Source organism: Pseudoalteromonas sp. Angola-4 (assembly GCF_028599265.1).
GTDB classification, from domain to species: domain Bacteria; phylum Pseudomonadota; class Gammaproteobacteria; order Enterobacterales; family Alteromonadaceae; genus Pseudoalteromonas; species Pseudoalteromonas atlantica.
On sequence record NZ_JAQREK010000015.1, the window covers coordinates 1 to 16,968 of the forward strand.

Consider the following 16,968-nt stretch of genomic DNA (forward strand, 5'->3'; position numbering starts at 1 on the left):
TACCAGAAGGCGTAGAAATGGTAATGCCTGGTGATAACGTTAAGATGACAGTAACTCTAATCGCGCCAATCGCGATGGACGAAGGTCTTCGTTTCGCTATCCGTGAAGGTGGCCGTACTGTAGGTGCAGGTGTTGTAGCAACTATCGTAGAGTAATAATTAGCCTAGCTAATTAATACTAAAAAGAGGTCACTTCGGTGGCCTTTTTTAATGCCTGAAGAAAAGTGTTTAGTTTTCAGCTATCAGCTATCAACTATTAGTCGCTTGGTGTTAAATTATACTTAACACATAAAAAAGCACGACTTTAAGCCGTGCTATTAATTAAATTTTTTGACAACTGACAACTGACAACTGACAACTGACAACTGACAACTGACAACTGACAACTTACAGCTTAGTGCTTTTTCGCATATGCTTCGGCTTGCTTCCAAACCCTTAGCGTATTTTCGCTTAAAATCTTTTTAATGTCTGAATCGCTGTAACCTCTGTCCATTAAGCCTTGTACTAGGTTAGGGTAGCTAGATACATCCTTTAAGCCAATCGGTAACGAATCGCCAACCCCATCGTAGTCAGAGCCAATGCCCACGTAATCAATGCCAATAAGCTCTACAACGTGATCAATATGATCAAGTACTTGCTCAAGGCTTGCAAACGGGAATGGGTTTTTAGCGCGGTACGCTGCATCAAAGTCTTTACTTGGCTTAGTGCCTTCTTTTTTAACGGTCTCTTTAGTACTTTTAAGGTCTTTGTACCACGCACCGGCTTTAGAGGTTACAAAGCTTGAGCCAAAGTTAATTTGAATAACCCCGCCATTCTTTTTAAGCGCTAATAACATGTCATCATTCATATTACGCTCAAAGCCTGGCGTGTATTTGCGCAGTGATGAGTGTGAAGCAATAACCGGCGTTTTAGATAGCTCCATTACCTGATAAAACGCATCATCTGATATATGTGATACGTCAATTAGCATACCGACGTTGTTCATTTCAGTAATTAGCTTTTTACCAAATGGGCTTAAACCTTTCCATTTACGGCGAATATCGTATGACGAGTCAGAAATATGGTTGCTTTGCGAGTGGGCAAGCGTGATGTAGCGTACACCACGGTCAAAAAAGTGCTGAAGGTTTTCTATTTTTCCTTCAATTGGCGAGCCATTTTCCATGCCCATAGCAATTGACAGTTTACCTTGCTCAAATTGCGCTTCTATATCCGCTGTTGAGCTAGCAATAGCAAATTTTTCAGGGGCGCGCTGTGCAATGGCTTCCATGCTATCAATCATTTGATTGGCTAGCTGGTAGCTTTTACCTTTGCCTTCAAATTCTAAGTGAGCAGGAATATAAATCGACATAAAAGGGGCGTTTAACCCCCCTTGTACTGCGCGAGGGTAGTCAAAGTCGCCGCCTTCGGTGGCTTTAGTTACATCAACCCACTTTTCGTGGATGCGATAAGGTACATCAATATGGGTGTCGATTAAAATAGTGTCTTTTGCTAGTTTTACTGCTTTGTCTGACGGGCTTTTTACTTGCTCTGCAAAGGCTTGTGGTGTTAAAGCTAGTGATATGGCTACCACTAGAGTGCTGAGTTTTATCATGTTTTGGCTCTTTGGGTAAAAAGCCATTGTGTACGTTCAGCTCAAAAGTTACAAGTGTTAGGCGTTAATCAAACGACTGTGCTTCATGCTCTTCGCTTTGCAGTGCTTTAAATTCATTTTTTGAGATAATAGTGACCGACTCATGTAGCTCAGAAAAAAACACCATCGCTTCACCATTTCTAAGCTGCTGATTAACCTGCGCTACTTTACTTTGAATACTCACTTCTTGCTCACCATAATCGGTGCCTTCACGAAGCACGTAGCTTTCAATTAGGTTGTAGAGGGTGTCTTTATCAAGTTGTTCAAAAGGGATAATCATAACTGCTTACTGCTCGCTTTAGTGGGGACGTGCTGGCCAAAATAATGAGGGACGGCTTGTTCAAGCCAAAATACTGGCCTAAACGGATTATTACCGCTAATAAACCCTACGTGGCCGCCTTTTTCAGAGACGCTCAGGGTAACATGCTCACTCACATCTTGCCTACTTGGCACGGCTTTAATCGACAACATTGGGTCGTCTTGGGCATGAATTATTAACGTAGGAATCGCAATATGTTTTAAGTAGGGCATTGCGCTGGCTTGGCGATAGTAATCGTGTGCGTTTTCAAAGCCATGCAGTGGAGCGGTTAGTTGATTATCAAACTCTAGCAAATCGTCAATTTTCATTAACTGCTCAGAAGTAATAGGTATTTGCTGCTTAATTTGTGGCAATTTACGCTGCATTGATTTTTTCATTCTATCGAGCAAATATTTTTGATAAATTTTGCCTAAGCTTTTACGAATAACATCGCTTGATGATGATAAATCATAAGGAGCCGAGACCACGGCTGCAGCACTTAAGGGGCAGTTTTCGCGCTCTTCGCCTAGGTATTTAGCCAGTACATTGCCCCCTAACGAAAAACCAACAGCCATAATAGGGCGGCTGGGAAATTGCTCCCTTAAATGATTTATAAAAAAAGCTAAATCGGCGGTATCGCCACTATGATAAGCACGCGGTAAGCGGTTAACTTCACTTGAGCAGTTTCTAAAGTGCATAAGTACTACGGCATAGCCTTGCTTTTTTAAGGCTTTCATCATGCCTTTGGCATAAAAGCTATTTATGTTGCCTTCAAGGCCATGTAAAACCACAGCAAGGGGAGCGTTTTCGTTATGAGGCAGCGACCATGCAAGTTCAATAAAATCGCCGTCGGGCGTATCAAGTTGCTCAAGTTCGTAGGACGTATTGTGAAATGGACGGAAAAAACGCGGCATTATGGTTTGAACGTGACGATTGGTCATCCACCATGCTGGTTTAAACTTATTGATCATGTTTGTACTACGCACTATGAAAAAAACGAAGCGTTAGTGTACCAAATTTTTCGCTTTATAAAATAAAAAGCGCCTAATCAGTAACCTGAGTAGGCGCTTTGTGCGTCGTGCTTAATGATGCTCGGGAACTTCAGCCTCGCTAATTTTTTTAATAAAGTAAAAAGCGTAAAATAGGCAAAGAGAAATCACTACGCCTAAAATCCCAAAAGACATAAATAAAACAGGGTCGCTAAAAAAGTCTCTAAAGAATACGTTCATGATTAATCTCCTCGTTCAGTTGATGGAGACATCATAAAGTGACTTTGCAAAGCATAATGTGATCGAGATCAAACTATTTCCCTGCGTGGAAAAAGTAACCAAGTAAAGTTGATGTAGATCATGTTTTTGGGGTTATTCAGTTCCTACTCCTGCACCTATAGGCTTTGAATAATCAATTGGCTTAAAGATTTTTTGCACAAAGAGAAAAAAATGAGAAGTAAATGAGAAAATATAGCGACAAGCCAGTAGCGGCTAGGCTTATATTTCTAGTGATATTAGCTTGGCTTTTATTTTTCTCTAAAAGCGCAGCGTCTCTAATCCTCTTTGTGATTAATTGGCTTTAAAATGAGCATTTAGAAGAGGGTGTAAAAACTGACAGCCTAAGTGGCTTTCACATACAGCTCAATATTGTTTGGCTTTACAGCTTCTAAAAAGCTAAGTTTATTCGCTGTATCAATCAGTATTTGCTGTTGTTGCTTTTCAAGCTTTAACTCGGCGCTTAATAGCTCTTGGCGTATTTTTGCATAGTTGCTGATACTTTCTTGATTGGCTTTTAAATACTTGCGCGTTGCACGCAGTGGCTTAAGTGCCTGCGTATCAAACTCATTAATAGACGCTATTAACGCACTGAGCTGCTCGGCATTAATGCTTAGCTTAAGTGAATCTAAGTACAGTAAAAATAAGCACAGATTAACGTTTTTACCTTGCTGGTTTTGCAGTGTCAGCAAGGTTTGTTGTTGCTCTGGCTTTGCGTACAAAGCGCAGGCAAATTGCCAAAAGTCGTTTTTATTGAGCAAGTTCATCGGCAAAGGCCTGTTCTTTTTCTTCCATTTCTTCAAGCGCCATCAGTAGTTCTTCTTCAGTGTCGTATACTTTAGGGGTAAGCATGGCTTGCTTAGCAATTAACTCTTTTAACTGGGCTTTGTTATCGTCGTTGTAGAGTGTGTTGTCGCCAAGGGCTACTTCAACTTCGCTAAGCTCTGCAGTAAATTTATCGAGCTGCTTTTCAAGCTTTTCAATTTGCTTTTTAAGCGGTTGAATGGCTTTTCTAAACTCAGCTTCTAGGCGCTTTTGCTCTTTACGGTTAACGCTTGGATTTGCTTTTGGCTCGTCAGGTTGCTGGCTTTTAGCGGCTTCTTTATTGGCATTGAGTAACCATTGGTAATACGCGTCTAAATCGTAACCAAACTGAGTGACTTTGCCATCATCGACTAAATAAAATTCATCGGCGGTGTTTTTAAGCATATGGCGATCGTGCGATACGGTAACCATGGCGCCTTCAAAGCCTTGCAGTGCCATTACTAGCGCGTGGCGCATTTCTAAATCAAGGTGGTTAGTTGGCTCATCAAGTAGTAGTAAATTGGGTTTTTGATATACCAACATGGCTAGCACTAAGCGGGCTTTTTCACCGCCCGAAAACGGCGCCACGGGTTCAAGTGCTTTATCGCCAATAAATGCAAAACCACCTAAAAAGTCACGCAATGATTGCTCTGTGGCCTGTGGGTTTAAACGTTGAATATGGGTCACTGCGCTTGCTTTTAAATCAAGCGATTCAAGTTGGTGCTGCGCAAAGTAACCAATATTTAAGCCATGGTGTTGAACCACTTTACCTGCTTGCGGCTCAAGCTCGCCCGCTAATAGCTTAATAAGCGTTGATTTACCCGCGCCGTTACGACCGAGTAACGCAATACGACTGCCAGGAACTAGGTTTAGCGCGATATTATTTAAAATAGTAACATCGCCATAACCTGCTTTTGCTTTATCTAGGGTCATTAGCGGGTTAGGCAGGGCTGTTGGCTCGGCAAATTCAAAGTCAAACGGTGAGTCGGCATGCGCAGGTGCCAGTTTTTCCATACGTTCGAGTGCTTTTACACGGCTTTGTGCCTGTTTGGCCTTACTGGCTTTGGCTTTAAAGCGAGTTATAAACTGCTCAAGATGGGCAATTTGCTCTTGTTGTTTTTCAAACATTGCTTGTTGTTGTAACAAGCGCTCTGCTTTTTGGCGTTCAAACTGTGAGTAGTTACCTTTGTACACATTAATAAGCTGTTTATCGACATGCCAAATTTGATCAACCACGGCGTCTAAAAACTCGCGGTCATGAGATATAAGTACCAAGGTGCCTGTGTAGGCGCGTAAAAAGCGCTCAAGCCAGTAAACGGCATCTAAATCAAGGTGGTTGGTAGGCTCATCGAGTAATAGTAAGTCGGCATCGCGAATAAGTGCTTGTGCAAGGTTTAAACGCATACGCCAACCACCAGAAAACGCGCTTACAGGGTTTTCTATTTGGTGATTAGCAAAGCCTAAGCCGTGCAGTAATTCGCCCGCTTTTGACTCTATGCTGTAGCCTTTAATATTTTCAAGCTGAATATGTACTTTGGCTTGGGTGTCACCATCGTTTGTTTGCTCAGCTTCACGCAGGGCAATACGCAACGCATAGTATTCAGGGTGACCTTGAAGTACATAATCAATGGCGCTTATTTCAAGGGCTGGGGTTTCTTGTTTTACAGAAGCAATAGACCAATCTTTCGGTATATTGCAATCACCCGCATCGAGTTGCAGCTCAGATTTTAATAAACTAAATAAGGTAGATTTACCACAGCCATTAGCGCCAACTAAGCCCACTTTGTGCTGAGGAAATAAAGTAGCCGAGGCATTTTTTAATAAGGCTTTTCCGCCACGAAGTAGTTCTATTTCTGAGATTTGGATCATGAATGCGTTACTTTACTGTGCCCTGGTTAAGTTGGCGCTATCATACCATAGAACGTATTGCTCTTATCAAGCGTATCAACATAGGAAGTTATACGATAAAATATGTGCAGTTCAAACCACAGGAAAAATGTTGTGAGACAAAAGAAGCGATTTATTGCTGGTGCATCGTGCCCTGAGTGTAAAGCCATGGATACCATGATGCTATACAGAGAACATGATGTTGAAAAAGTAGAGTGTGTAGAGTGTGGCCACAAAATGGCGCAACCCGATAACGCTGTTCAGGCATCTACTCGCCAATTTGAACAAGTAATTGGTGTATTTAAACCGGGCGATTAACCCGGTTTTTATTTTTTACCCACCTTAGTAATGTGGCGGAGGCGGCTCTTGCATTTGCGACATTAGCGACGGCTGCTGCGCTTCTTTAAGTTTTTCTGCTAGTAACTCAGTTTGGCGCTTCATTTTTGCAAGCTGCTGTTGGTGTGCTTTTAGCTCGTCATTTAATATTTCTATTGTTTCGTCTTGAAAAGCAACTTTTGCCTCAAGCTCCATTAAACGATTTTCAATTGTGTTCATTTGCTTCTCGTATTGTAAAGTGCTCTGCAATTCCGCTCGAGCTCTCGGTTAACAACGACTTGCCGTTATCTATAAACGTTACATCTAGCACCACAGCCGATTTAGGCTTACTGCCTTCACGTGGTGTGACTTGCCAAGTTTGAATTTTTTCTCCGCTGGGTAACTGCCATAAGTCAACGCGCTTATTGGGCGAGCCTGTGGCCAGCAATGTGCCTTGTTCGTTAAAGCGTACCGCAGTAAAAATTTTCTGACGCGCAATATACGCCAGTTTACTCACAAGATCACCTGTAGTCAGCTTCCATACATGTGCTTGCTTCATACTATCTGCGGTAAATGCGTAGCGACCTTGTGGGTCTAGGGTTACTTGGGTAACACGCGTCGGGTGATTAAAGCGATGAATTACTTGCCCTGTACGTGTATCCCAAAAATAAGCAACGTAATCATTTGAGCCGCTTAAGGCATAGCGCCCATTAGGCGATAAATCAACGGTGTTTACTTTGTCTTGGTGGCCTAAAAACTCAATGCGGCGTCCGGTTTCTAGGTTTAAAAATACCACTACGCCGTCGCTTCTGCCGTATAAAACACTGCGGCCTTGGTTACTTATCGCAATATCGCGAATAGTGGCTTGTTGAATTTTATAATAGCCGCGGTTTTCGCCGTTGCTAATATCCCACACGGCAAAGGTGGTTTTTTCTGCGGTAACGGCCACGCTATTATCAAAGGCAATAGCCACAGCATACACTAGGCTTTCTTGTGATTGCTGTTGAAACCATTGATATTTTAGCACCTGCTGTTGATTATCCCACAGGGCGACCCCATGGTGAATGGAGGAGACTAGGCTGTATTTACCATCGTTAGATACTGCCGAGGAAAACGCACCCTGTGCTGCGTGTTCAAAGCGTTGTGCAGCTTGCTGTTTTTGATCGCTACAAGCTAGGGCTAATAAACAGCTAAAAGCGATTAAAAAAGTACGAAATATCGACATATTACAGGTATTTCCTCTTAACTCTTAGTGACTGAGAGGTTAGACTAGGTCACGTTGAAGGCCTAGGGTGTTTGTCTAATCACTATAATAGGTTAGGTTTTAATTTAGTTAGTTATTAAACAAGCAGCCTATCATGTAGGCCGTTAATCTTTAACTAGTAATAATACAATAAATGACAACTGCAAAGTGTGTCGGAGATTTAAAATGAAAAAGACGATTAGATTGTCATTGATTGCAGCGTCGGTTTTAGCGCTTACAGCTTGTAATCAAGAAGCAAAACAAGAACAAGCTGAAGTTAAATTAGACACTGTAGAGCAGCAACAAGCATACGGTATTGGTGCATCAGTAGGTAACTTTTTAAATAAAGACCTAGCTGATAAATCAGAGATTGGTATTGAACTAGACCAAGCACTATTAATTCGTGGTTTTGAAGACGCGCTTGCTGGTAATGCAAAAATCGATGAAGAAAAAATCCGTGAAGTGCTAACTGAGCTAGATACATCAGTGCGTGCAAAGCAAGAAGCTAAAGCTAAAGTTGAGTCTGAAAAAAGCAAAGAAGCAGGTAAAAAATACCTAGAAGAAAATGCTAAAAAAGAAGGCGTAACAGTAACTGAGTCAGGTCTACAGTACGAAGTACTTAGCGAAGGCGAAGGCGAAAAGCCAGCAGCAACAGACGTAGTTAAAGTACATTACAAAGGTACTTTATTAGACGGCACAGAGTTTGATAGCTCTTATGCGCGTAACGAGCCAACTACTTTCCCTCTTAACCGTGTAATTGCGGGTTGGACTGAAGGTTTACAGCTTATGTCAGTAGGGTCTAAGTACAAGTTCACTATTCCTTCTGAACTTGCTTACGGCGATCGTGACCTAGGTAAAATTCCAGCTAACTCAACGCTTGTTTTTGAAGTAGAACTACTTGAAATACAAGATGACGAAGCACCTGCGCAATAAGCGGTAGCTTATAACGCAAAAAGGGACCATAACGGTCCCTTTTTTGTTGGCTATTTTATTAATCTGTGTGGTTAGAAAACAAATTATCTATTAGCTCATCTTCTAGTTCAAAACGCGCTTCTAACGTTTCGCCAAGTACCGACAAATCGTTATCAAACTCAGCTAATAAGTCCTCTTTATCTACTTCTGCGTATTTATCGTTAAAGTCTAAAGCAATATCTGTTGTGCTAGAAATGCGCGGGTAAATTGTATTTGCCAGCTCTTGGCTTTCAAGGCCCTTGCTTTCGCAGGCTTTTGCAATGTCATCGTACACTTCAAAATGGCCGGCAGATAAGTAATCCATTAAAATTTGGCAAAATGATTGAATTTGTTCTGGCTCTGGTAAGGCGTGATCTTTTTTGTCGTATGGCGAAAACCCAGCCATTTTACAATAAAGTACAATTAACTCTTGGCGCTCGTTTAACCATTTATCAATGACAGTATGGCTACCACCCCATTTTTGTTGAGCTTTCTCTACGCGCGTCAGCATTACTGTTCTCCTAAGCTGGGTCACTTTTATGGTTAAATTTAAACTTTCTTATACATCAAGATATATTTTATTTAAGTGTATATCAACAAGTAAAAGGTATGAGCTGGTGCATGTGTGTATTTATTGTAGGTAAATTATTATTTTATTGCAGGCAAGAAAAAACCACCGGTTAAGGTGGCTTAATTTCTTGTTTTGGCCTGTTAATACAAGCTTTCTTATTGTTATAGAAGATTTTTGTTATTTTTATTATAAATATTTTTGTTATTGTTGTTTAAGATTTTTATTATTGTTCTTGTTAACGCGGGACAAACAATACCAAGGTTTTTGTTATGTTGCAAACATATTAACAAAAAGTTTTTATTGTTAGTTCTTTTTGGTTATTTAATACTCAAATGTGACTAAATAAGCAACAAACTAGGTTCTGTTAGCTGTAACACATGTTTTACGAGCTTAGCGATAGAGAGCCGGAGAATATGGTGGTACAATCTTGAACAATTTCTATAAGCCTCAGGATTATTTACGCTATGAGCGAATTAAAAAACGACCGTTATTTACGTGCACTTGCAAAACAACCCGTTGATGTAACACCGGTATGGATGATGCGCCAAGCAGGACGCTATTTACCAGAGTACCGTGCTACACGTGCACAAGCGGGCGATTTTATGAGCCTGTGCCGTAATGCTGAGCTTGCATGTGAAGTAACACTACAACCACTTCGCCGTTACCCGTTAGATGCTGCTATTTTATTTAGTGACATTTTAACTATTCCCGATGCTATGGGTTTAGGTTTGTACTTTGAAACCGGTGAAGGCCCTAAATTTGAAAACCCTATTTCGTCACTTGCTGATGTTAAAAAGATTCCTAAGCTAGACCCAACTGACGAGCTTGGCTATGTAATGAACGCAGTAAGTACTATTCGCCGTGAACTTAAAGGCGAAGTGCCACTAATTGGTTTTTCGGGTTCACCGTGGACACTAGCAACTTACATGGTTGAAGGTGGAAGCAGTAAAGTATTTGGTAAAATAAAAAAAATGGCGTTTGCAGAGCCGCAAACACTACATTTACTACTAGATAAACTAGCTGATTCAGTCATTGATTACTTAAACGCACAAGTAAAAGCCGGTGCGCAATCGTTAATGGTTTTTGACTCGTGGGGCGGCGTATTAAGCCCGCGCGATTACAACGAATTCTCACTGCAATACATGCATAAAATTGTTGATGGTTTAATTCGCGAATACGACGGCCGTAAAGTGCCGGTAACGCTATTTACCAAAAATGGTGGTCAGTGGATTGAAGCAATTGCAGCAACAGGCTGTGATGCAGTAGGTCTTGATTGGACTATTAATATTGGCGACGCTAAACGCCGTGTAGGCGATAAAGTTGCATTGCAAGGGAATATGGACCCGTCAATGCTTCACGGTACGCCTGATCGTATCCGCCAGGAAGTAGGCACTATTTTAGAAGACTTTGGCACAGGTGATGGCCACGTATTTAACCTAGGCCACGGTATTACACCAGATGTAGACCCAGAAAACGCCGGTGTATTTATCAATGCAGTACATGAGCTAAGCGCGCAATACCACAAATAACAACCGTAGTATTAATAGCTATTAAAAAGCCCGCTAATTAGCGGGCTTTTTGCTGTGTAGTAATCGGGTTAAGTAAATAACCTATTTAATCCATTTAACGCCGCAACACGGTAGGCTTCTGCCATCGTTGGGTAGTTAAATGTGGTATTTACAAAGTAGTCAACGGTGTTGCCTGCCCCTTTTTGTTCCATAATGGCTTGGCCAATGTGAACAATTTCTGAGGCACGCTCACCAAAGCAATGCACGCCAAGTACTTCTTTGGTTTCACTGTGAAACAATATTTTTAAACTACCAACTTCTGTACCCGCAATTTGCGCACGAGCTAAGTGCTTAAACTGAGCACGACCAACTTCATACGGTACTTTTGCAGCGGTTAGCTGTTGCTCTGTTTTACCTACCGAACTCATTTCAGGAATGGTATAAATACCGGCCGGTATATCTATAATTAGCTTATCTTCGCAATTACCGCAGGCAATAGCATCGGCAGCTATACGGCCTTGATCAAATGCTGCACTCGCTAAGCTTGGGTAGCCAATTACATCACCTACTGCGTAAACGTTATCTACCTCAGTTTGGTACATTTCGTTGACTTTAAGTTGGCCTCGACCATCGGCTTTTAAACCAATAGCTTCAAGGTTTAGCGTATCGGTATTACCTGTGCGCCCGTTAGCAAATAAAATACAGTCGGCTTTTACACGCTTGCCCGATTTTAAATGCATTACAACACAATCTGAGCGCGTTTCTATACGGTCAAACTCTTCGTTATGACGAATAACAATACCGCTATTCCAAAAGTGGTAGCTAAGAGCGTCAGAAATTTCTGCATCCATAAAGGCTAATAAGCGGTCGCGTGTGTTTACTAAATCTACCTTAGCGCCTAAGCCTTTAAAGATTGAAGCGTATTCACAGCCAATAACACCCGCACCGTATATAAGTACACGTTGTGGGTCGTGCTCTAGGCCTAAAATAGTATCGCTGTCGTAAATACGTGAATGGCTAAAGTCGACCTCAGGTGGGCGGTATGGGCGCGAGCCAGTAGCAATTACAATGGTTTTAGCGGTAATACGCTCTGCTGAGCCATCAAGGCGCTTAATTTCAACCGTGTGTTTATCTACAAAGCTCGCATCGCCTTGGTACATATGAATGCGGTTACGGTCGTAAAAGCTGCTACGTAAGTTTGACTGCTTAGAAATAACAGAACTTGCATGGCTTAAAATATCAGGAAACGTTAAGCGGCTAGGGCGCTCGCCAACATTAAAAAGTGGGTTTGCTTTGTATTCAATATAGCGGCTAACCGAGTGGCGTAATGCTTTTGAAGGAATTGTTCCCCAATGTACACAGCCACCGCCAACAGCTTGTTGGCGCTCAATAACCGCTACTTTTTTATCGTTTTTAGATAGGTTCATGGCGGTGCCTTCACCGCCAGGGCCCGTACCAATAATTATTGCGTCATATTGGTAAACTACGGGTGCTTTTTTTTGTTCTGGTTGTTTGGCCACAGCCACTCCTAAATTAATTAAAAGAGGCTTTTAATAACCTCGCATTAAGTGCTAGCCATGCCTGCTTTTGATTTTCCCAGGCGGCTTCCAGCTCATGGTATTGTGTCATTAATGCTGATTGTTCACACTGCTTTGCCATGTTATTTTTTTTAGCTTCTAACACTTGTTTTTGTAGTGAACAGTAATTTTGCAGCTTTTTCAGCAGTAAATCGTACTCTTGTTGTAATAATGTAAGCTTATCTTGCGCTAAAGGCAATTTTGAAAGGCGCGTTTGCGTTTTACTCATTAGCGTTTCGGCTTTGGCTTTTTCTATGCGCTCAACCGGGGTGCGCTTTAATTTACTGGCTAAACCGAGTGCTGCTAAAGAGCGAATCATCCATTTAGTTGGGTCGTAATGAAACCACTTAATACCGTTACGGTAATCGCTTGCAAAAATATGGTGAAAGTTATGGTAACCCTCGCCATAAGTAAATAGCGCTAAAAAGCCATTATCGCGTGCAGTGTTTTTCTCAGTGTATGGGCGTGAGCCCCAAATATGAGCCAATGAATTAATGAAAAAGGTAAAGTGCTGGCTCAATACTAAGCGTAATAAACCTGCAAGTAGTAGCATACCCCACACATCGCCTACTAATAAACCAAGCACAAGCGGTAAACCGACATTCATGGCTATAACAAGCTTTAAGTAGTGTTTATGCTGCCACATAACAATTTTATTGCGCTGTAAATCGCGACAATTACTGTAATCGTTATAACTATCGCCTTGGTAATCACGTAGCATCCAGCCAATATGGCTGTACCAAAAGCCGTTAGTTGCGGCGTAAGGGTCTTTTACTGGGTCATCTACTTGGCCGTGGTGTATACGGTGATCGCTACTCCAGTGCAACGCGCTGTTTTGCAAAGCAAATGCGCCACCAAGAGCAAAAATAAATTCTATTGCAGGGTGTACGTTATAGGCTTTGTGCGCCCATAATCGGTGGTATCCGGCAGTGATAGATAGGCCTGCGTAAAACATACAGCCTACAAATGCAATCCAATGCGCGCTGGTAAATCCGTAACTAATGCCGTACCAAGGTACAAGTGTGACAGCCGCCAAAAAGGTTAGGCTAAAAAATAGGACGTTTGTCCAAATAATCGGTGGTTTATTCATCGTTTTTACTCTCAGCGTACAACTGTAAGCTAAAATAGTGTTTCAATCTCTTGGCGTCAAGTATTAGACTAGACAATTCGGCTAATTATCATTAAAACTTCATATAAAATTACTCAGGGAGCTGTGGATGTCGGGTGTTAGAGCACAACAGAAACAAAAAACACGACAAGCCTTAATTGAGGCGGCATTTAATCAGCTTAGTGCTGATCATAGTTTTTCTAATTTAAGCTTACGCGAAGTGGCCCGCGAAGCCGGTATTGCCCCCACCTCTTTTTATCGCCACTTTAAAGATATGAACGAGCTAGGTTTAACCATGGTCGACGAAGCAGGCTTGACCCTTCGCCAACTTATGCGCCAAGCCCGCAGACGTATAGCCAGTGGCGGCAGCGTAATAAATACTTCGGTTGTTACCTTTATGGAGTTTATTGATAACTCAAGCAACCAATTTAGATTACTGCTGCGCGAACGTTCTGGCACCTCAAAAGCCTTTAGAGCCGCCGTAGCGCGTGAGGTAAAACACTTTATTTTAGAACTTGCGCATTATTTAGAAAGCGAAACCAAGTGCGATTCAATCCACGCTTATATTCAGGCCGAAGCCATGGTAACACTGGTATTTAATGCCGGCGCTGAAGCACTCGATATAGAAGGTCAACAACGCGAAGAACTCATTGAGCGGGTTATTTGGCAGCTACGTTATATTACCCGCGGTGCAGGTCATTATATACGTGAAACAAATAATCAGGTTTAGCTTAAAAAATTAGCAATAAGTTAATCTAAGCACGCAAGTTTACTCAACACATTAATTTAAGCTAAAAAGTCTATTCGTGTGATTTATAAAACCTGAATATGCTATTTTTAGGTATATAAATTTCTTTGATGTAGGGTTTTTATTCCCTTGTTTGGAATATTTATGCTTGCACCAACAGCTTTGTAATGTTAAAAATAGGCCTCACTGAACACACACAAGAAACAAGATGCAAAATATTCGTTTAATTACACTAAAACTTAACCTCTTACTGCTATGGTCAGTGAGCGGGGATTAGTGTGTTTGCATCGAGTTAAACATTAAAAACCCCGCAATTGCGGGGTTTTTTTTATCTCGCGGCTGGGATAAATTGAAATTTGGGTAATAGAGGAATGAGGGGCAGTTATGCAAGACAAAGATAAAGTATGGATTTTTGATACCACCTTACGTGATGGCGAGCAGGCACTTAAAGCAAGCCTTACAGAAGACGATAAAATTCAGTTAGCGCATACTATTAGCCGCTTGAATGTTGATGTGATGGAAGTGGGTTTTCCGGTTTCAAGCCCTGCTGATTTTCGCTCGGTGCAACGTATTGCAACCGAAGTAAAAGGCCCGATTATTTGTGGTTTAGCACGCTCTGTTGCTAAAGACATTGAAGCCTGTGGCGAAGCACTTCGCACAGCACAGCAAAGTCGTATTCATACTTTTATTGCCACAAGCCCTTTGCACCTTGAACACAAATTACGCATGAGCCTAGATGATGCAACGGCCATGGCGGTTAAATCCATTAAATTAGCGCGTAACTACACAGATGATGTTGAGTTTTCGTGTGAAGATGCAGGGCGTACGCCGCATTGGGATTTATGTAAAATTGTTGAGCAGGCAATTAATGCGGGTGCCTCTACTATTAACTTGCCAGATACGGTTGGCTTTGTAACACCAGACGAATACGCTGCAATGATTCGCCACTTAATGAATAACGTGCCAAATATTGATAAAGCACGCTTAAGCGTGCATTGTCATAACGATTTAGGTTTAGCTGTAGCTAACTCGGTAGCCGCTGTACAAGCAGGAGCTCGCCAAATTGAATGTACAATAAATGGTATTGGTGAGCGTGCGGGTAACTGCTCGCTTGAAGAAGTGGCGATGATCATGAAAATGCGTAAAGACCACTTAAACGTACATACCGATATTAAAAGCGAAGAAATTTATCGCGCATCTCGCCAAGTGGCAAAAATTTGTAATATGCCGGTTCAGCCAAATAAAGCCATTGTGGGCGAAAACGCTTTTGCACATAGCTCGGGCATTCACCAAGATGGCGTATTAAAAGCCCAAAATACTTACGAAATTATGTCGCCAGAAAGCGTAGGTGTGCCAAATAACCAATTAAATATGACTTCGCGTTCGGGTCGTCATGTTATTGAGCACCGCTTAGAAGAGTTAGGTTACCAAAAAGCTGATTACGACATGGACAGCTTATACGAGAGCTTTTTAGCATTAGCTGATCAAAAAGGCACCGTATACGATTACGACCTTGAAGCCATGATTTACTTTAATCAAATTAACGACAAAGACGAAAAATACCAATTAGAGTTTGTAAACTCAGCGTCTAACTCGCAGTCGGTAGCCAGCTCTACCATTGGGATGTTAATTGATGGCGAAGCAAAACAAGAAGCTGCCACAGGTAATGGCCCTGTTGAGGCCTCGTTTGCGGCAATTGAGCGCTTAACTGGTATGAGCGTTGAAATGATTGAATACAACTTAGAAGCCACTGGCCAAGGCGCAAGCTCGCTTGGTCAAGTAAATATTATTGCTAAATACGATGGCCGCCCTTATCACGGTGCGGGTATTGCTGCGGATGTGGTAGAGGCATCGGTACGCGCCATGATCCGTGTTTACAACTTAATTTATCGTGCACAAAAAGTGTCTGATTTAAAACAACAAAGGAAAGTAGGATGAGTAAAACAAACTACAGCGTTGCAGTATTAGCTGGCGACGGTATTGGCCCAGAAGTAATGGCAGCAGCAGAGCAAGTGCTTGATGCTGTAAGCAATAAGTTTGGTTTTACCCTGAACCGTCAGCATCATGCTATTGGTGGCGCAGCCATTGACGAATTTGGTGAAGCATTACCACCAAAAACGCTAAGCGCGTGTGAAAACGCCGATGCCATTTTATTTGGCTCAGTAGGTGGCCCAAAATGGGAAAACCTACCACCAAACGAGCAACCTGAGCGTGCATCGCTTTTACCGCTTCGTAAGCATTTTGGTTTGTTTTGTAACTTACGCCCAGCACAACTTTTACCCGCACTTAGTGCAGCATCGCCATTACGTGCAGATATTAGCGAAAAAGGCTTTGATATTTTATGTGTGCGCGAGCTTACAGGCGGCATTTACTTTGGTAAAAAAGGCCGAAGTGGAGAGGGTGCTGAAGAAGCCGCATTCGATACTCAAACATACTCACGTAAAGAAATTGAACGCATTGCCCGCTTTGCCTTTGAAGCAGCAAAATTACGTAGTAACCATGTTACCTCGGTAGATAAAGCCAACGTACTTGCATCAAGCGTATTATGGCGTGAAGTCGTTACCGAAGTAAGCAAAGACTACCCAGAAGTAAGCCTAGATTACATATACGTAGATAACGCAGCTATGCAGTTAGTAAAACAGCCTAGCCAGTTTGACGTACTACTTTGCGATAACTTATTTGGTGATATTTTGTCAGATGAGTGTGCGATGATCACAGGCTCTATGGGCTTATTACCATCGGCAAGCTTGAATCAATCGGGCTTTGGTTTGTATGAACCAGCCGGTGGCTCTGCTCCTGATATTGCAGGCAAAGGCGTTGCAAACCCGATTGCACAAATTTTAAGTGCCGCACTTATGCTACGTTACTCACTAGGGCAAGACGAAGCAGCGCGCACCATTGAAAAAGCCGTAGCCGAAGCCGTAGAAGCAGGCGTTGGTACGCCAGATATCTACCCACAAGGTGGATACAGCACAAGCGATGTGGCAGCAGCCATCGTTTCACGTATTTAATTATTAAAGCCGCAGCACCGTTATGCTGCGACTTAACAGAGTAGGGAATTAGC

17 protein-coding genes and 1 pseudogene are annotated in these 16,968 nt (G+C 42.1%); 7 read left to right on the plus strand and 11 right to left on the minus strand.

The window, feature by feature from the left end:
• A pseudogene (locus PSH48_RS15475) lies at positions 1 to 155 on the plus strand (elongation factor Tu); the annotation flags it as partial.
• Between the two features lie 238 nt (positions 156 to 393).
• Here the strand turns inward: PSH48_RS15475 and PSH48_RS15480 are convergent.
• The 6 genes from PSH48_RS15480 to PSH48_RS15505 all read right to left on the minus strand — a co-directional run bounded on the left by PSH48_RS15480 (position 394) and on the right by PSH48_RS15505 (position 5,865).
• Entirely contained in the window at positions 394 to 1,590 is a 1,197-nt protein-coding gene (locus PSH48_RS15480) for a dipeptidase (RefSeq protein ID WP_273611831.1), read from the minus strand.
• Between the two features lie 64 nt (positions 1,591 to 1,654).
• The gene (locus tag PSH48_RS15485; RefSeq protein ID WP_004589625.1) at positions 1,655 to 1,909 is read right to left on the minus strand and encodes a YheU family protein; all 255 of its coding nucleotides are present in this window, start codon (positions 1,907 to 1,909) and stop codon (positions 1,655 to 1,657) included.
• Positions 1,906 to 2,898 carry a hydrolase gene (locus tag PSH48_RS15490; protein ID WP_273611833.1) on the minus strand — a complete coding sequence of 331 codons (993 nt, stop codon included), beginning with the start codon at positions 2,896 to 2,898 and terminating at the stop codon, positions 1,906 to 1,908. Before PSH48_RS15490 ends, PSH48_RS15485 begins: the two co-directional genes overlap by 4 nt.
• Positions 2,899 to 3,009: 111 nt before the next feature.
• A complete protein-coding gene (locus PSH48_RS15495) occupies positions 3,010 to 3,156 on the minus strand; it encodes a hypothetical protein (protein WP_004589623.1) in 147 nt (48 codons plus the stop codon).
• A gap of 380 nt (positions 3,157 to 3,536) precedes the next feature.
• Positions 3,537 to 3,959: a TIGR02444 family protein gene (locus PSH48_RS15500; protein ID WP_273611834.1), complete on the minus strand. Its 423-nt coding sequence runs from the start codon at positions 3,957 to 3,959 to the stop codon at positions 3,537 to 3,539.
• Positions 3,943 to 5,865, minus strand: a complete 1,923-nt coding sequence (locus PSH48_RS15505; RefSeq protein ID WP_273611835.1) for an ATP-binding cassette domain-containing protein — start codon at positions 5,863 to 5,865, stop codon at positions 3,943 to 3,945. Before PSH48_RS15505 ends, PSH48_RS15500 begins: the two co-directional genes overlap by 17 nt.
• A 132-nt stretch (positions 5,866 to 5,997) precedes the next feature.
• On the opposite strand from PSH48_RS15505, the gene PSH48_RS15510 reads away from it, so the two are divergent.
• Positions 5,998 to 6,201, plus strand: a complete 204-nt coding sequence (locus PSH48_RS15510) for a YheV family putative zinc ribbon protein (protein ID WP_004589620.1) — start codon at positions 5,998 to 6,000, stop codon at positions 6,199 to 6,201.
• A gap of 24 nt (positions 6,202 to 6,225) precedes the next feature.
• On the opposite strand, the gene PSH48_RS15515 is transcribed toward PSH48_RS15510, so the two are convergent.
• Positions 6,226 to 6,438, minus strand: a complete 213-nt coding sequence (locus tag PSH48_RS15515) for a SlyX family protein (RefSeq protein ID WP_004589619.1) — start codon at positions 6,436 to 6,438, stop codon at positions 6,226 to 6,228.
• A complete protein-coding gene (locus tag PSH48_RS15520) occupies positions 6,425 to 7,423 on the minus strand; it encodes a WD40 repeat domain-containing protein (RefSeq protein WP_273611836.1) in 999 nt (332 codons plus the stop codon). The genes PSH48_RS15515 and PSH48_RS15520 overlap by 14 nt, the downstream gene beginning before the upstream one ends.
• Positions 7,424 to 7,627: 204 nt before the next feature.
• Here PSH48_RS15520 and fkpA point away from each other — a divergent pair, with 204 nt between their 5' ends.
• Entirely contained in the window at positions 7,628 to 8,374 is a 747-nt protein-coding gene (fkpA, locus tag PSH48_RS15525) for an FKBP-type peptidyl-prolyl cis-trans isomerase (protein ID WP_004589617.1), read from the plus strand.
• A 58-nt stretch (positions 8,375 to 8,432) separates the two neighbouring features.
• Here fkpA and PSH48_RS15530 read toward each other — a convergent pair whose 3' ends face one another.
• Positions 8,433 to 8,903, minus strand: coding sequence for an Rsd/AlgQ family anti-sigma factor (locus tag PSH48_RS15530; protein ID WP_004589394.1), 471 nt, complete (start codon positions 8,901 to 8,903; stop codon positions 8,433 to 8,435).
• A 524-nt stretch (positions 8,904 to 9,427) separates the two neighbouring features.
• On the opposite strand from PSH48_RS15530, the gene hemE reads away from it, so the two are divergent.
• Positions 9,428 to 10,492 (plus strand): uroporphyrinogen decarboxylase, encoded by a 1,065-nt coding sequence (hemE, locus tag PSH48_RS15535; protein ID WP_024033935.1) that lies wholly within the window; start codon positions 9,428 to 9,430, stop codon positions 10,490 to 10,492.
• Positions 10,493 to 10,560: 68 nt separating this feature from the next.
• On the opposite strand, the gene sthA is transcribed toward hemE, so the two are convergent.
• Positions 10,561 to 11,991 carry a Si-specific NAD(P)(+) transhydrogenase gene (gene sthA / locus PSH48_RS15540; protein ID WP_029774151.1) on the minus strand — a complete coding sequence of 477 codons (1,431 nt, stop codon included), beginning with the start codon at positions 11,989 to 11,991 and terminating at the stop codon, positions 10,561 to 10,563.
• Between the two features lie 13 nt (positions 11,992 to 12,004).
• Complete coding sequence (locus PSH48_RS15545) at positions 12,005 to 13,138, minus strand: acyl-CoA desaturase (RefSeq protein ID WP_054983308.1); 1,134 nt, start codon at positions 13,136 to 13,138, stop codon at positions 12,005 to 12,007.
• 127 nt (positions 13,139 to 13,265) lie between these two features.
• Here PSH48_RS15545 and fabR point away from each other — a divergent pair, with 127 nt between their 5' ends.
• The 3 genes from fabR to leuB all read left to right on the plus strand — a co-directional run bounded on the left by fabR (position 13,266) and on the right by leuB (position 16,915).
• Entirely contained in the window at positions 13,266 to 13,886 is a 621-nt protein-coding gene (fabR, locus tag PSH48_RS15550) for an HTH-type transcriptional repressor FabR (RefSeq protein ID WP_004589390.1), read from the plus strand.
• 402 nt (positions 13,887 to 14,288) lie between these two features.
• Positions 14,289 to 15,842 (plus strand): 2-isopropylmalate synthase, encoded by a 1,554-nt coding sequence (gene leuA / locus PSH48_RS15555; protein WP_273606567.1) that lies wholly within the window; start codon positions 14,289 to 14,291, stop codon positions 15,840 to 15,842.
• Positions 15,839 to 16,915, plus strand: a complete 1,077-nt coding sequence (leuB, locus tag PSH48_RS15560) for a 3-isopropylmalate dehydrogenase (protein WP_273611837.1) — start codon at positions 15,839 to 15,841, stop codon at positions 16,913 to 16,915. Before leuA ends, leuB begins: the two co-directional genes overlap by 4 nt.
• Positions 16,916 to 16,968 lie beyond the last annotated feature (53 nt).

Coding starts and splice junctions, on each gene's coding strand:
- leuA (WP_273606567.1), top strand. CDS start 14,289: ATGCAAGACAAAGATAAAGTATGGATTTTTGATACCACCTTACGTGAT.
- PSH48_RS15495 (WP_004589623.1), bottom strand. CDS start 3,156: ATGAACGTATTCTTTAGAGACTTTTTTAGCGACCCTGTTTTATTTATG.
- PSH48_RS15520 (WP_273611836.1), bottom strand. CDS start 7,423: ATGTCGATATTTCGTACTTTTTTAATCGCTTTTAGCTGTTTATTAGCC.
- PSH48_RS15515 (WP_004589619.1), bottom strand. CDS start 6,438: ATGAACACAATTGAAAATCGTTTAATGGAGCTTGAGGCAAAAGTTGCT.
- hemE (WP_024033935.1), top strand. CDS start 9,428: ATGAGCGAATTAAAAAACGACCGTTATTTACGTGCACTTGCAAAACAA.
- fkpA (WP_004589617.1), top strand. CDS start 7,628: ATGAAAAAGACGATTAGATTGTCATTGATTGCAGCGTCGGTTTTAGCG.
- PSH48_RS15490 (WP_273611833.1), bottom strand. CDS start 2,898: ATGATCAATAAGTTTAAACCAGCATGGTGGATGACCAATCGTCACGTT.
- fabR (WP_004589390.1), top strand. CDS start 13,266: ATGTCGGGTGTTAGAGCACAACAGAAACAAAAAACACGACAAGCCTTA.
- PSH48_RS15505 (WP_273611835.1), bottom strand. CDS start 5,865: ATGATCCAAATCTCAGAAATAGAACTACTTCGTGGCGGAAAAGCCTTA.
- PSH48_RS15530 (WP_004589394.1), bottom strand. CDS start 8,903: ATGCTGACGCGCGTAGAGAAAGCTCAACAAAAATGGGGTGGTAGCCAT.
- leuB (WP_273611837.1), top strand. CDS start 15,839: ATGAGTAAAACAAACTACAGCGTTGCAGTATTAGCTGGCGACGGTATT.
- PSH48_RS15545 (WP_054983308.1), bottom strand. CDS start 13,138: ATGAATAAACCACCGATTATTTGGACAAACGTCCTATTTTTTAGCCTA.
- PSH48_RS15485 (WP_004589625.1), bottom strand. CDS start 1,909: ATGATTATCCCTTTTGAACAACTTGATAAAGACACCCTCTACAACCTA.
- PSH48_RS15480 (WP_273611831.1), bottom strand. CDS start 1,590: ATGATAAAACTCAGCACTCTAGTGGTAGCCATATCACTAGCTTTAACA.
- PSH48_RS15500 (WP_273611834.1), bottom strand. CDS start 3,959: ATGAACTTGCTCAATAAAAACGACTTTTGGCAATTTGCCTGCGCTTTG.